The 12271-nt window shown below is 68.7% G+C and carries 13 protein-coding genes; 8 read left to right on the top strand and 5 right to left on the bottom strand.

Translation table 11 applies throughout. The annotated features are described in order from the left end of the window. Nucleotides 1-48: 48 nt before the first annotated feature. A complete protein-coding gene (locus tag ACIBVP_RS21590; RefSeq protein WP_396107990.1) occupies nt 49-513 on the bottom strand; it encodes a VOC family protein in 465 nt (154 codons plus the stop codon). 13 nt (nt 514-526) lie between these two features. Further along, nucleotides 527-1273: a pirin family protein gene (locus ACIBVP_RS21585; RefSeq protein WP_396107989.1), complete on the bottom strand. Its 747-nt coding sequence runs from the start codon at nt 1271-1273 to the stop codon at nt 527-529. A gap of 113 nt (nt 1274-1386) precedes the next feature. Between ACIBVP_RS21585 and ACIBVP_RS21580 the strand changes: the two genes are divergently transcribed. Next, nucleotides 1387-1827, top strand: coding sequence for a MarR family winged helix-turn-helix transcriptional regulator (locus ACIBVP_RS21580; protein ID WP_396107987.1), 441 nt, complete (start codon nt 1387-1389; stop codon nt 1825-1827). On the opposite strand, the gene ACIBVP_RS21575 is transcribed toward ACIBVP_RS21580, so the two are convergent. Beyond that, nucleotides 1824-2996, bottom strand: a complete 1173-nt coding sequence (locus tag ACIBVP_RS21575; RefSeq protein WP_396107986.1) for an acyl-CoA dehydrogenase family protein — start codon at nt 2994-2996, stop codon at nt 1824-1826. The genes ACIBVP_RS21580 and ACIBVP_RS21575 overlap by 4 nt on opposite strands. Nucleotides 2997-3206: 210 nt before the next feature. Between ACIBVP_RS21575 and ACIBVP_RS21570 the strand changes: the two genes are divergently transcribed. Continuing rightward, entirely contained in the window at nt 3207-4712 is a 1506-nt protein-coding gene (locus ACIBVP_RS21570) for an alkaline phosphatase D family protein (protein WP_396107985.1), read from the top strand. Nucleotides 4713-4726: 14 nt separating this feature from the next. Beyond that, nucleotides 4727-5926: a hypothetical protein gene (locus ACIBVP_RS21565; protein ID WP_396107984.1), complete on the top strand. Its 1200-nt coding sequence runs from the start codon at nt 4727-4729 to the stop codon at nt 5924-5926. A gap of 60 nt (nt 5927-5986) precedes the next feature. On the opposite strand, the gene ACIBVP_RS21560 is transcribed toward ACIBVP_RS21565, so the two are convergent. Continuing rightward, nucleotides 5987-6853, bottom strand: coding sequence for a LysR family transcriptional regulator (locus tag ACIBVP_RS21560; protein WP_396107983.1), 867 nt, complete (start codon nt 6851-6853; stop codon nt 5987-5989). Nucleotides 6854-6922: 69 nt separating this feature from the next. On the opposite strand from ACIBVP_RS21560, the gene ACIBVP_RS21555 reads away from it, so the two are divergent. Together ACIBVP_RS21555 and ACIBVP_RS21550 are read left to right on the top strand one after the other, a co-directional pair. Then, a complete protein-coding gene (locus ACIBVP_RS21555) occupies nt 6923-7585 on the top strand; it encodes a type 1 glutamine amidotransferase domain-containing protein (RefSeq protein WP_396107982.1) in 663 nt (220 codons plus the stop codon). 176 nt (nt 7586-7761) lie between these two features. After that, the gene (locus tag ACIBVP_RS21550; protein WP_396107981.1) at nt 7762-9735 is read left to right on the top strand and encodes an ABC1 kinase family protein; all 1974 of its coding nucleotides are present in this window, start codon (nt 7762-7764) and stop codon (nt 9733-9735) included. A 7-nt stretch (nt 9736-9742) separates the two neighbouring features. Here the strand turns inward: ACIBVP_RS21550 and ACIBVP_RS21545 are convergent, their stop codons facing one another. Then, nucleotides 9743-10546, bottom strand: coding sequence for an SDR family NAD(P)-dependent oxidoreductase (locus tag ACIBVP_RS21545; protein ID WP_396107980.1), 804 nt, complete (start codon nt 10544-10546; stop codon nt 9743-9745). A gap of 339 nt (nt 10547-10885) precedes the next feature. On the opposite strand from ACIBVP_RS21545, the gene ACIBVP_RS21540 reads away from it, so the two are divergent. The 3 genes from ACIBVP_RS21540 (at nt 10886) to ACIBVP_RS21530 (ending at nt 12091) form a co-directional block, all read left to right on the top strand. Then, a complete protein-coding gene (locus ACIBVP_RS21540) occupies nt 10886-11203 on the top strand; it encodes an STAS domain-containing protein (RefSeq protein WP_396107979.1) in 318 nt (105 codons plus the stop codon). A gap of 66 nt (nt 11204-11269) precedes the next feature. Beyond that, nucleotides 11270-11701, top strand: a complete 432-nt coding sequence (locus tag ACIBVP_RS21535; RefSeq protein WP_396107978.1) for an ATP-binding protein — start codon at nt 11270-11272, stop codon at nt 11699-11701. Between the two features lie 189 nt (nt 11702-11890). Further along, entirely contained in the window at nt 11891-12091 is a 201-nt protein-coding gene (locus tag ACIBVP_RS21530; protein ID WP_396107977.1) for an MbtH family protein, read from the top strand. Nucleotides 12092-12271 lie beyond the last annotated feature (180 nt).

Raw genomic sequence — 12271 nt, 5'->3', positions numbered from 1 at the left:
ACCACAGCCCTGGGATTTTGTTCCCCGGAGGTACCGCGGGTTCGAGGGTCAGAGCACCTTGTTGCCGTACATCTCGCCCAGCGGGTCCGCGATCAGCTCGATGCGCGCACCGTCCGGGTCCTGGAAGTACACCGACACCTCGCTGTGCACCACGTGGTCCACACCGGCGTCCGTCAGCCGTGCCACCAGTTCGTCCCAGCGGGCCGGGTCGACGGAGATCGCCACGTGGTGGAGTCCGCCCAGAACTTCCTTGTACGGGCCCAGGTCCAGGCCCGGGAAGTCGAAGAACGCCAGCAGGTTGCCGTTGCCGATGTCGAAGAAGAAGTGGGACGAGCCCGCGTAGTCGCGGTTCTCGATCAGCTCCGTGAGCGGGAATCCGAGCAGGCCCTGGTAGAAGCCGATCGTCCGTTCGACGTCGCCTGCGATCAGGGCCGTGTGGTGCAGGCCGCGGGCCGTGGTGGCCGGGCGGTCCTCGGTCAGGTACTTCGCGCGTAGTTCTTCTCGGGTGGCCATCGGATTCGTCCTTTCAGTCGATGGTGGCGTGCATTTCCCAGACCAGGATTTCCGCGGGCTCGTCCGCGGTCACCCGCTGTCCGCCGGTCCCGGTGAAGCGGACCGCGTCGCCGGCGGCCAGTGCGCCGGTGTCCTCCAGGGTGACGCTGCCGCGTGGCACGAACAGGTGCGACAGCGGCGCGTCCGGCAGTTCGACGCTCTGACCGGGCGCCAGTCGAGCCGCGTACAGGGCCGCGTAGCGGTTGTGGATGCGGATCGCGGCCGCGTCCCGGTGTTTGTCCATGCCGGACGCGACCGGCACCAGACCGCCGGACAGCAGTTCGTGGTCGATCTCCAGTTGTTCGTAGCCCGGTGCGATGCCCGGCTCGTCCGGCAGCACCCACATCTGCACGAAGTGCACCGGCTCCGGGTCGCTCGCCGGTCGCCACGTGTCGTTCTTCTCCGAGTGCAGGATGCCCGTGCCCGCGCTCATCCGCTGTGCCAGGCCCGGGTAGATCACGCCCGAGTGGCCCTCCGAGTCCTGGTGCACCAGCGCGCCGCCGAGGACCCACGTGACGATCTCCATGTCCTGGTGCGGGTGGGTGTCGAACCCGGTGCCCGGCTCGACGATGTCGTCGTTGTTCACGAGCAGCACACCGTGGTGCGTGTTCGCCGGGTCGTAGTGGCCGCCGAACGAGAACGAGTGCTTCGAGTCCAGCCAGTCGATCCTGGTGGAGAAGCGGTCGTCCGCGCGGCGGACGTCGATCTTCGGGTGGGTCATGGCCGCCTCCTGCGGATGTCTTCTGCGCAAGACAATATCTCGACAATCTCTTCTTCGCAAGATAACTTCGCACAAGATTGTTCCCGGCGAGCTTCTTTCGCTAGAGTGACCGCATGCCGGACGACGACGAGATCGTGAGCTGGTGGGGCCTGGTCATCGAGGGCTACTACGCCACCCACAACCGCCTCATGAGCGGGATCGAGGCCCAGGTCGGTCTCGCGCCCGGCGCCTTCGACATCGTGATCCGGCTGCTCCGCTCCCCGGACCACCGGCTGCCGATGACGCGCCTCGCCAAGGAGGCGGCACTGTCCAGCGGCGGGTTCACGAAGGTCGCCGACCGGCTCGTCGCGGCCGACCTGATCTGCCGCGAACCCAGCGAGACCGACCGGCGCGTCACGTTCGCCGTGCTCACCGACCACGGCCGGGACGTGGCGGAACGTGCCCGCAAGGCCTGCGCGGACATCCTCCGCGAACGCCTGCTCGCCCCGCTGGGCGAGCAGCGCTGCGAAGAGCTGGCCGAGGCGATGCGGGACCTGCGCGCCGCCAACGGTTAGCGGAAGGCGCTGTGCCCCGTGAGCGCCTGCCCGATGATCATCTGGTGGACCTCTGAGGTGCCCTCGTAGGTGAGCACGGACTCGAGGTTGTTGGCGTGCCGCAGCACCGGGTACTCGAGGCTGATCCCGTTCGCGCCGAGCAGGGTCCGGCACTCCCGCGCGATGGCGAGCGCCGCGCGGACGTTGTTGAGCTTCCCCACGCTGACCTGTTCGGACCGCAGCCGGCCCTCGTCCTTCAGCCTGCCGAGATGCAGGGCCAGCAGCATGCCCTTGCCCAGCTCGACCGTCATGTCCGCGAGCTTCAGCTGTGTCGCCTGGTACGCGGCGAGCGGCTTGTCGAAGATGTCGCGCTGCCCGACATACTGGATCGCGGTGTCCAGGCAGTCGCGGGCCGCGCCGAGCGCCCCGAACACGATCCCGTAGCGGGCCTCGTTCAGGCACGCCAGCGGACCGGACAGGCCGCGCGCCTCCGGCAACATCGCCGACCCGGGCAGACGCACGTCCTCGAGCACCAGTTCACTGGTCACGGAAGCACGCAGCGACAGCTTCCTGCCGATCTCCGGCGCCCGGAAGCCGGGCGTGTCCGTGGGCACCACGAAGCCGCGGATCTTGTCGTCCGTCCGCGCCCACACCACGGCCACATCGGCGACGGACCCGTTGGTGATCCACATCTTGGTGCCGTTCAGCACCCAGTCGTCGCCGTCGCGGCGGGCGTGGGTGCGCATGCCGGCGGGGTTGGACCCGAAGTCCGGTTCGGTCAGCCCGAAGCAGCCGATGGCCTCGCCCGCGGCCATGCGCGGCAGCCACTCCTGCTTCTGCTCCTCCGACCCCCACCGCCAGATCGCGAACATCGCGAGCGACCCCTGCACCGACACCAGGCTGCGCAGCCCGGAGTCGGCCGCCTCCAGCTCCATGCAGGCGAGTCCGTACGCGGTGGCGCTGGTGCCCGCGCAGCCGTACCCGGTCAGGTGCATGCCGAGCACGCCGAGTTTGCCCAGCTCACGGGCCAGTTCACGGGCGGGGATGGTCGCGTTCTCGAACCACTCCGCGAGGTGCGGGCGGATCCGTTCCGCGGTGAAGTCGCGGACCGTGTCGCGGATCGCGCGGTCCTCCGCGCCGATCAGGTCCTCGACGTCGAACAGGCCGAGCGGGGTCTGCGGGTCGACCATGACCGTCCTCTCACATGAAGCGGGCATCCCGAAGGTACTTCCGCGCGGGGTAATCGTCGACATCGCCATGGGTACGGCGACCGGCATGGCGGGCACGCCACCCACCGTGAGCCCGATCGGAGCAGTGAAGAGGCTCCGTTACGCGCCTTTATGTGGGTTATTTACCCCAAGGCTCTTGATTGTGCGTCTTTGTGTCGTACACATCGACGTATGCCCCTGCGCAGAAGAACCTTCCTGCTGGGCGGTCTCGCCGGTGCCGGCGCCGGCCTGATCGCGTTCAGTTCCGCCTCCTCCGCCGCCACCTACCCGTTCGCACTCGGCGTCGCCTCCGGCGAACCGGCCGCGGACGGGTTCGTCATCTGGACCCGTCTCGCCCCCAACCCGCTCAACCTCGACGGGTTCGGCGGCATGCCGGACCAGCCGGTCACCGTCGAATGGCAGGTGGCGAACGACGAGTACTTCCGCGACGTGGTCGCGTCCGGCTCGACCACGGCCGTCCGGGCGTCGGCGCACAGCGTGCACGTCGAGGTCACCGGGCTGCCGGCAGGTCGGGTGTATTGGTACCGCTTCCGGGCCAACAACCACATATCGCAAGTCGGGCGTACTCGAACCGCACCCGCGGTCGGCACCTCCCCCGCGCTGACGATGCTGTTCGCGTCCTGCGCGCACTACGCCTCCGGCTACTACACGGCGTACCGGCGGATGGCCGAGGAGAACCCGGACCTGATCCTGCACCTCGGCGACTACATCTACGAGTCCGGCGCCTCCGGCGTCCGCGCGCACCTGCCCACCAGGGAGATCACCAGCCTCGCCGACTACCGGGTGCGGCACGCGCAGTACCGCGGCGACGTCGACCTGCAGGCCGCGCACCACGTCGCGCCGTGGGTCGTCGTGTGGGACGACCACGAGGTCGAGAACAACTACGCGGACCTGGTCCGCGGCGACGGCTCCCCCACCGGCGACTTCCGCGCCCGCCGCGAGGCCGCCTACAAGGCGTACTACGAGCACATGCCGCTGCGGTCCGCGCAGCTGCCGTCGGCAGAGAACCTCCAGCTGTACCGGCGGCTGCGGTGGGGCAGCCTGGCGACGCTCCACATGCTCGACACCCGCCAGTACCGCATGGACCAGGCGTGCGGCGACGGTTCGCAGGTGTGCCCGGAAGCCGACGACCCGGCGCGCACGATCACCGGCACCACACAGGAGTCGTGGCTGCTGAACGGTCTCGGCCAGCGGCTCGCGACCTGGGACCTGATCGGTCAGCAGGTGTTCTTCGCGCAGCGCCTCAACAGCGACGCGGGCGCCCGCAGCATGGACGCGTGGGACGGCTACACCGCCAACCGCAAGCGGATCCAGGACGGCTGGCAGGCCAGGGGGAACACGAGCACGGTCGTGCTCACCGGTGACGTGCACCGGCACTGGGCGGCCAACATCATGAACAACTACACGACGCAGGACAAGGTCATCGGCACCGAGCTGGTGACCACGTCGATCACCTCCGGCGGCGACGGGAACGCGACCGACGACGGCACGTCGAGCCGCAACCCGCACGTGAAGTTCAACAAGAACCAGCGCGGCTACGTCCGCACGAGGACCACGCCGACGCAGATGAACGTCGACTTCCGCGTGCTGGACAAGGTGACCGTCCGCGACTACCCGATCAAGACCGCGAAGAGCTACGTGGTCCAGGCCGGCAACCCGGGCCTCCAGAACCCGTGAACGGAGCTGCGTTGATGAGACGCGTCATCATCCCGGCCCTGGTCGCCACGCTCGGCCTGGCGACCGCTCCGCTCGCGACCGCGGACGGCACGCTCGCGTGGGCCAGGGTCAACACGACGACCACCGGCGACCAGGACAACTCGTCGGTCGCGGTGTCCCGCACCGGCTACACGGCCGTGGTGTGGGAAGACGACCGGGACACCACCGCGCCGACCGACACCGTGCACACCGAGGTCTTCATACGGCTGTACCGCGACGGCGCCCCGGTGTTCGAGAAGAAGGTGTCCACCGGCGGCACGGGGAACTGGCGGCACGTCCAGCCCGACGTCGCGGTCCGCGACAACGGCGCCACGGTGGTCACGTGGTCCGACGACCAGGACGGCAACGGCTACTACCAGATCCGCGTGCACACCTACGACGCCGCGGGCACGCAGACCGGCACGGCCACGGCCAACGGAACCGCGGCGGGTCAGCAGACCAACTCGGAGGTGGCGGTCGACCCGGACGGCTCCGCGTTCGCGGTCGTCTTCGAGGACGAGCAGACCGACGCGGCGCCGACGGTCCGCCTGTCCGGTTTCGGGTCGATCACGTCGAAGACGTACGAGATCCGCGCACACGCGGCGGGCGGCACGAACCGCCACCCCGACGTCGCGATGGGCGCCGCGGGCAACGCGATCGTCGTGTGGGACGAGGACCTCGACGGCAACGGCTACTACAACGTGGGCCTGGCGAGTTTCACGCCGAGCGGCGCGACCAAGATCGCCAAACGCCTGGCCAACGTGGCAACCGGTGGCCAACAGCGGAACACGACGGTGGCGGCCAACTTCAACGGCGACTTCGTGGTCGGCTGGGAAACCGACCACCAGGGCACCGACCAGATCGGCGTCCGCTCGTTCACGGCGACGGGCGCGGCCCCGGCGGAGGCGTTCCTCCCGGGCAACGACCCGCAGGTAGGCCTGGACGACCAGCGCCATGCGGTCGCGTACTGGACCCTCGGCGACGACGTCTACCTACAGGGCCTGAACCCCGACGGTACGTCGGCAGGCCGCCAACCACAGATCCGAGCCAACCCGTCCACCACGGGACGGCAGAACCAGCCCGCCCTGGCCGTGGACCCGTACGGGCGGATCACACTGACCCACAGCGACGACGCCGACGGCGACGACTTCGACGAGGTGACCATCGGCACGGGCCTCACCAACAGCACGTGGTGACCACCCTCGCGGCTGCCCTGAAAGCGTCTTTCGGGATGTTGACTGCCCCGAAAGACGCTTTCAGGACGTCGAGGCGCACTCGGACATGAGCCGGTCCCTGGCCCGCGCGATGTGCGGCTCGGCGAAGGCGCCCGCCCGGACCACCAGGAAGATCGTGTTGGTCGGCAACCGACCTTCGCCGCGGATGATCAGCTCACGGAGCTCCCCGGTCGCCAACTCGTTCTCGCACAGGTACCTCGGCAGCACGGTCGCGCCCGCGCCCGCCACGGTCGCCGCCAGCACGGCCCGCAGGTCCGGCACGACGACCACCGCCCGCCCAGGCGGCAACGTCTTGTACACCGTCTTCCAGTACCGCCGAATCAACGGCAGGTCCTCGGCGTACGCCACCCACGGCGCGTCGCCGAGCACACCCGTCGTGTCCGGGTAGTACCAGCGATCCGCCGCGACGAGAGTCAGCTCCTCCTCGTAGAGAGGGGCGGACAGAACGCCCCGCACGCGTGGCTTGGTCCCGGTGATCACCAGGTCGAGACCGCCATTGGCGAGCTGGTCGAGCAACTCCTCCGGCATGCCGAAGGTGACCCGCAGCGCGGTGTCCGGTAGTTGGACGAGCGCGGGCAGGGCCTTCAACGTCATGAACTCGGCGGGCCCACCGACGTGCAGCGACACCTTGCCGCCGACGAAGTCGCCCAACGCCGCGGTCAGGTCGTCGAGCGGCCCGGCGAGCCGCCGTGCGAGGTCCTCACCGGCCGCGGTGGTGGTCACGCCGCGGGCATGGCGGTGGAAGAGCGGCTTGCCGACCTGCTTCTCCAGCGTCTTGAGCTGGGCGGTGACGGCGGGCTGGGACAGGTCGAGGAGCTGCGCGGCGGCCGTGACGGACCCGGCGCGGTGCACGGCGAGGAACGTCCTGAGCAGGTCGAGTGAAGTCATCAGAATTCTGATATTACACCGCACAAGTTCTATTGGTTCTCGATGTCTCCCGCGTGCCATCCTGGTCACATGAAAGCAATCCTTCTCGCTCTGACCAGCCATGACGACCTCGGCGGGCTCCGCACGACCGGCTTCTACGTCCCGGAGGCCGCGCATCCGTGGCGGGTGTTCCGCAACGCCGGTTTCGCGGTCGACCTGGTGAGCGTCGGCGGTGGCCGACCACCGCTGGACGGCTTCGACGCCGACGACGGAACCCAACGCGACTTCGTGAACCTGCCCGCGCTGGGCACCACACGGCGGGCGGCCGAGGTCGACGCCGTCGGCTACGACGCGATCCTGTACGTCGGCGGCCACGGCACCATGTGGGACTTTCCCGACGACGAGGGCCTCGCACGACTGGGACGCGACATCTACGAGGCCGGTGGTGTCGTGGCGGCCGTGTGCCACGGCCCGTCCGCCCTGGTGAACCTGACACTCACCGACGGCACGTATCTCGTGGAGGGCAAGGAAGTCTCGGCCTTCACCAACACCGAGGAAGAAGCGGTCGGGCTGGCGGGTGTCGTGCCGTTCCTTCTGCAGTCCGCGCTGGAGGAACGCGGCGCGAAGCACGTCGGCGCTCCCGACTTCGAACCCCAGGTCTCGGTGTCCGAACGTCTGGTCACGGGCCAGAACCCGGCCAGCGCCACGAAGGTCGCCGAGGAGGTGGTGCGTCTGCTGAGGGCCAACCGCTGATCCTCGCCGCCGCCCACGTCGCCGTTCGCCCGCACACCCCAGTCCCCACCGCCACAGGAAGAGGTGATCCTCACACGACCCATTTGCGACACACGGTTGCCGTTCGCCGGTGAGCCACCTGTCGACTGTGTTTCGATCATCGGCGACCAGCCGCTCCAGCCGACGTTCGGAACCGCATGCCCTCCTTGCTTCTCACGTTGCTGTCCCTCCCGGTCTACCTGCTGATGCTGTGGCCGCTGGTCGTGGCGTCACGGCGGGTCCTCGGGGTGCGCATCAGGACAGTGCGGGCGCTGATCGGCGCCGTACTGGGCTGGTACGTGGCCGGTCAGCTCACGGGCTGGTTGTTCCCGAACGTCCACCAGACGCCGAGCCTGTTCGTGGGCCTGCTCATCCCGATCGCGGGCTGCGCGTTCCTCGCCACGCTGACGTTCCTGTTCCTCGCCGAGATGGCGCTTCCCAGCGGTGGCGGGCTGGGGTTCGTCGGAAGGCTGCGCTCGATCCGGCGCCGGATGGCTCGCGCGCGGAGGTACTCGCAGGTCAGCAGGATCGCGGTGAAGCACGGCATCGGGCCGTACCTGGGCGGCAGGCGCGCGGAGGCCGGCACGCGCCACGCGGTGCTGGCGCGATCGTTGCGCCGGGCGTTGGAGGACGCCGGGGTCACGTTCGTGAAGCTGGGCCAGGTGCTGTCGACGCGGCCGGATCTGTTGCCGCCCGCGTTCATCGACGAGCTGAGCAGGCTGCAGGACCAGGTGGCACCGGTGCCGTTCGAGCGGGTGGAGCGGGACCTGGAGGAGGAACTGGGTCGTCCGGTGACGGAGGTGTTCGCGGAGTTCGACCGGGAACCACTGGCGGCGGCGTCCGTCGCCCAGGTGTACCGGGCACGGCTGCACAGCGGCGAGGACGTGGTGGTGAAGGTGCGCCGCCCGGACATCGACCGGGTGGTGGAACGGGACCTCGACATCGTCTACCGGGTCGCGCGGTCACTGGACCTGCGGGCGTCGTGGGCACGGTCGCTCGGCGTGGTCGATCTCGCCGACGGTTTCGCCGCCGCACTCACCGAGGAACTCGACTTCCGCGTCGAGGCACGCAACATCGCCGCGGTGAGCGCGGTCGGCAATGACGGTGAGATCGCACTGCCGACCGTCCACGGTGACCTGTCGAGCGAACGCGTCCTCGTGATGCGCCGCCTGGACGGCGCCCCGGTTCGTTCGGCGATCGGCACCGTGGACAACGCCCGCCGCGACGAACTGGCACGAACGCTGCTGGAATGCGTGTTGCGACAAGTACTGCTGCACGGCGTGTTCCACGCCGACCCACACCCGGGCAACGTGCTGCTGTTGGCCGACGGCAAGCTGGGCCTGCTCGACTTCGGCTCGGTGGGGCGCCTGGACGCCACGCTGCGCGGCGGGCTGCGCAACCTGCTGGCCGCGATCGACCGAGGCGACCCGGCCGGCCTGCGAGACGGTCTGCTGGAGATCGTCGATCGCCCGGACGAGATCGACGAGCAGCGTCTCGAACGCGCGCTGGGCGCGTTGATGGCCAAGCACCTGTCCCACGGCCAGGCGCCGGACCTGGACATGTTCACGGACCTGTTCCGTGTCGTGGCCGAGTTCCGCCTGTCGATCCCACCGGCGATCGCCGCGGTGTTCCGCGCACTCGCGACGGTCGAGGGCACCCTTGGCCTGCTCGCACCGGGCTTCAACATCCTGGTCGAGTCCAGAGCCTTCGCCAACAAACTGATCGGAGAACAACTGCGACCGGACTCTCTACGCCGCACGGCGACCGAGGAACTGATGTCGTTGCTGCCGGTGCTGCGCAGGCTTCCCCGCCGCATCGACCGGGTGACGTCTGCCCTGGAACAAGGCCGTCTGTCCCTGAACATCCGCCTGTTCGCGGACGAACGCGACCGCGCGGTGGTCACGACGATGCTGCACGAACTCCTGCTCGCCTTCACGGGCATGGCGACCGGTGTCATGGCCGTCCTGCTGCTGACCAGCACGGGCGGTCCGCGAGTGAGCCCGGAGCTGACGCTGAACCAGATATTCGGCTACAACCTGCTCGTCGTCAGCGCGCTGCTGGGCCTCCGCCTCCTCTTCGTCGTGTTCCGCGCACAACGCAAGCCCACCGGCAGTTCCAACGCGCCAACCTGACGCCCTGCTACCTCCTGGCCGTCCCAGGAGCGGACACCCGGCGTTGGATGGCCGTCAGCACCCGGTCCGGGAGAACCCTCCCGGCCACCGCCTGAGCCTTGTTCCGCAGAGATCCCGTGACCACGTGATCCTTGCCCGCCAGCATGGCCTCCACCGCCTGCCGGGCCACGTCGGCCGCGTCGCCCTTCGGGCCCGCGCCCAGCTTGGTGTCCGTCATGCCCGCGCGTTCGAAGAACCGGGTCGCCGTCGGCCCCGGCATGACCGCCGTGACGGTCACCCCCGTGCCCATCAACTCCTCACGCAGCCCCTGCGCGAACGACTGCAGGAACGCCTTCGACGCGTGGTAGACCGCCTGGAACGGCCCCGGCGACGTCGCGGCGATGGACGACGTGAACAACAGCCTGCCCCCGGCTCGGTCGACCATGTCCGGGACCAGCAGTTTCACCAGGTGAACCGCGGACCGCACGTTGAGGTCCACCACCGCCAACTGGTCCGCCAACGACGTGTCCTGGACGAATCCACCGCTGACGCCCACGCCGGCGTTGATCGCCAGGACGCTCACGGGACGGTTCAGGGACTGGATCTTGGTGGCGAACGCGTCGACCTCCTTGGGCACCGTGAGGTCGACGCGCATGGCGGTGACCTGGGCGCCTGGGCGTTCGAGTCGGGCCGGGGCCGTGGTGATCCCCTCGTCCTCCGCCACCACCAGCAGGTCGTGGCCCCGGTCGGCCAACTCGTTGGCGAGTTCGTGACCGATGCCACTGGAGGCGCCGGTCACGACAGCGAGCGGGCGCTCGTTCAGTTCAGTCATACCGCGGCGATTACCCTTGCGGGCATACCGCGGCGATTACCCTTGCGGGCCGTGGTCATGCGTGGCCGCGTTTGCGCTGTTCAACGCGTTTTTCTCGGCGGATGTTTGAACATCGCCCGCTGGGGCTATCCAGGCTCGACGCGCCGGTCGAGACCGACGGCGGTGAGTCGTGAGCTGACAGGAGGGCCGGGTGGACACAGAGGGCTTCCAGTCCTGTGTGACGGTGAGAGCGGGGGCCACGCGTGGCCTTGTGACGTATTGGATGATGGCGTGGTGAGTTCAGAGCCATTCCGAGACGCTGACCAGAGCAAGCCCGCCGCACCTGGACTGTCCGTCCTGGTGGAGCCCCATGGCGAGGCCGTCGTGCTCAACGTGGCCGGAGAGATCGACCTGGCCACCGCCCCCCAGCTGGGCGATTCGATCAACGCTGCCATGGAGCAGCGACCGGAGACGCTTGTGGTCGACCTGAGTCAGGTGGACTTCCTCGCGTCGGCGGGCATGGCGGTGCTCATCGGGTGCCATCAGCAGGCCAAAGGCAATCTGCGCTTCCGGATTGTCGCTACCGGGAGCGCCACGTTCCGCCCCATGGAGTTGACTGGGATGACCGACGAGATCTCGATCTACCCCACGCGCGACGAAGCACTCGCCGCCGACTGAGGGCGATTCGCTCCGGTCGCTCGGCGGCGCGAGCGACCGGAACGCTAAATGTTGGAGGCTTCGGCCGTGAACCTGGGGCAACAGAATCTCGACAACCTCCCCACGGAGGACCTGCACTTCCGGGTGCCCGCGGTGGCCACCCGCCTCGCCGTCCTCCGGCACGCGCTGGCCCAGTGGGCGGCGCGTGTCGGCCTGTCCGACGAGGACGCCGAGGCCCTGGTGCTCGCCAGCTACGAAGCCATGGCCAACTCCGTCGAACACGCCTACCGCGACCAGACCCAGGGCCTGCTGGACCTGCGCGGCGAGGTCGACGAAGCACAACACCGCGTGGTCATCACCGTCACCGACTACGGGCGGTGGCAGCCGCCGCAGCCGAGCAACGGGCTGCGCGGCCGCGGGTTACCGCTGATCCAGGGCCTCACGGCGACGTCGACGATCACGCCGACGACCGCGGGCACCACCGTGACGATGTTCTGGCCACTGACGCAGCCCTGCTAATTCTCCGGACAAATCCCACTCGAATTCCCCCCACTTTAATCAGCCTGTATCCAGGCGATTCCCGTGCGTGATCAGAATGCCGCGATGGTCCAGCTCGGACGGTCGGTTGGGTCCGTTCGGACGATTCGCCCATGTGACCTCGCCGGTACCGTCATGCGACGAGAGGGCTTGGCAGGAAAGGCGTGGGACATGAGCGATGTCGACGGCCGCCGTTACCGGGTGGTGGTCAACGACGAGGAGCAGTACTCCATCTGGCCCGGTGATCAGGGGTTACCGGGGGGATGGCACGCGGAGGGCACCGAAGGGGAACGGTCGCTCTGCCTCGAGCACATCGAGCGCGTGTGGACGGACATGCGGCCACGCAGCGTGCGGGAGCACCTGTCCGCATAACTCGGGCAGCCGTGACGGCCGACGCCCGCTGACAGCGCACTGAACCCCCACTGAGTCAGTGGGTTATCTCGCCTACCCCGACCAGGTAATTGATGTGGCCCTGGGCCGGGTTGGCGCAAATTTCCGGGCGTCGGAACACAGCCATGGGCAAATGCCGTGCCGCATTTGCCCCGGATTTCA

Source organism: Actinophytocola sp. NPDC049390 (genome assembly GCF_044466355.1).
In the GTDB taxonomy this organism is placed as follows: domain Bacteria; phylum Actinomycetota; class Actinomycetes; order Mycobacteriales; family Pseudonocardiaceae; genus Actinophytocola.
Note: the sequence above shows the minus strand (reverse complement) of the source record. Positions and strands in the feature narration are given on the sequence as shown.

Coding starts and splice junctions, on each gene's coding strand:
- ACIBVP_RS21560 (WP_396107983.1), bottom strand. CDS start 6,853: ATGACTTCACTCGACCTGCTCAGGACGTTCCTCGCCGTGCACCGCGCC.
- ACIBVP_RS21580 (WP_396107987.1), top strand. CDS start 1,387: ATGCCGGACGACGACGAGATCGTGAGCTGGTGGGGCCTGGTCATCGAG.
- ACIBVP_RS21550 (WP_396107981.1), top strand. CDS start 7,762: ATGCCCTCCTTGCTTCTCACGTTGCTGTCCCTCCCGGTCTACCTGCTG.
- ACIBVP_RS21555 (WP_396107982.1), top strand. CDS start 6,923: ATGAAAGCAATCCTTCTCGCTCTGACCAGCCATGACGACCTCGGCGGG.
- ACIBVP_RS21530 (WP_396107977.1), top strand. CDS start 11,891: ATGAGCGATGTCGACGGCCGCCGTTACCGGGTGGTGGTCAACGACGAG.
- ACIBVP_RS21565 (WP_396107984.1), top strand. CDS start 4,727: ATGAGACGCGTCATCATCCCGGCCCTGGTCGCCACGCTCGGCCTGGCG.
- ACIBVP_RS21570 (WP_396107985.1), top strand. CDS start 3,207: ATGCCCCTGCGCAGAAGAACCTTCCTGCTGGGCGGTCTCGCCGGTGCC.
- ACIBVP_RS21575 (WP_396107986.1), bottom strand. CDS start 2,996: ATGGTCGACCCGCAGACCCCGCTCGGCCTGTTCGACGTCGAGGACCTG.
- ACIBVP_RS21545 (WP_396107980.1), bottom strand. CDS start 10,546: ATGACTGAACTGAACGAGCGCCCGCTCGCTGTCGTGACCGGCGCCTCC.
- ACIBVP_RS21585 (WP_396107989.1), bottom strand. CDS start 1,273: ATGACCCACCCGAAGATCGACGTCCGCCGCGCGGACGACCGCTTCTCC.
- ACIBVP_RS21590 (WP_396107990.1), bottom strand. CDS start 513: ATGGCCACCCGAGAAGAACTACGCGCGAAGTACCTGACCGAGGACCGC.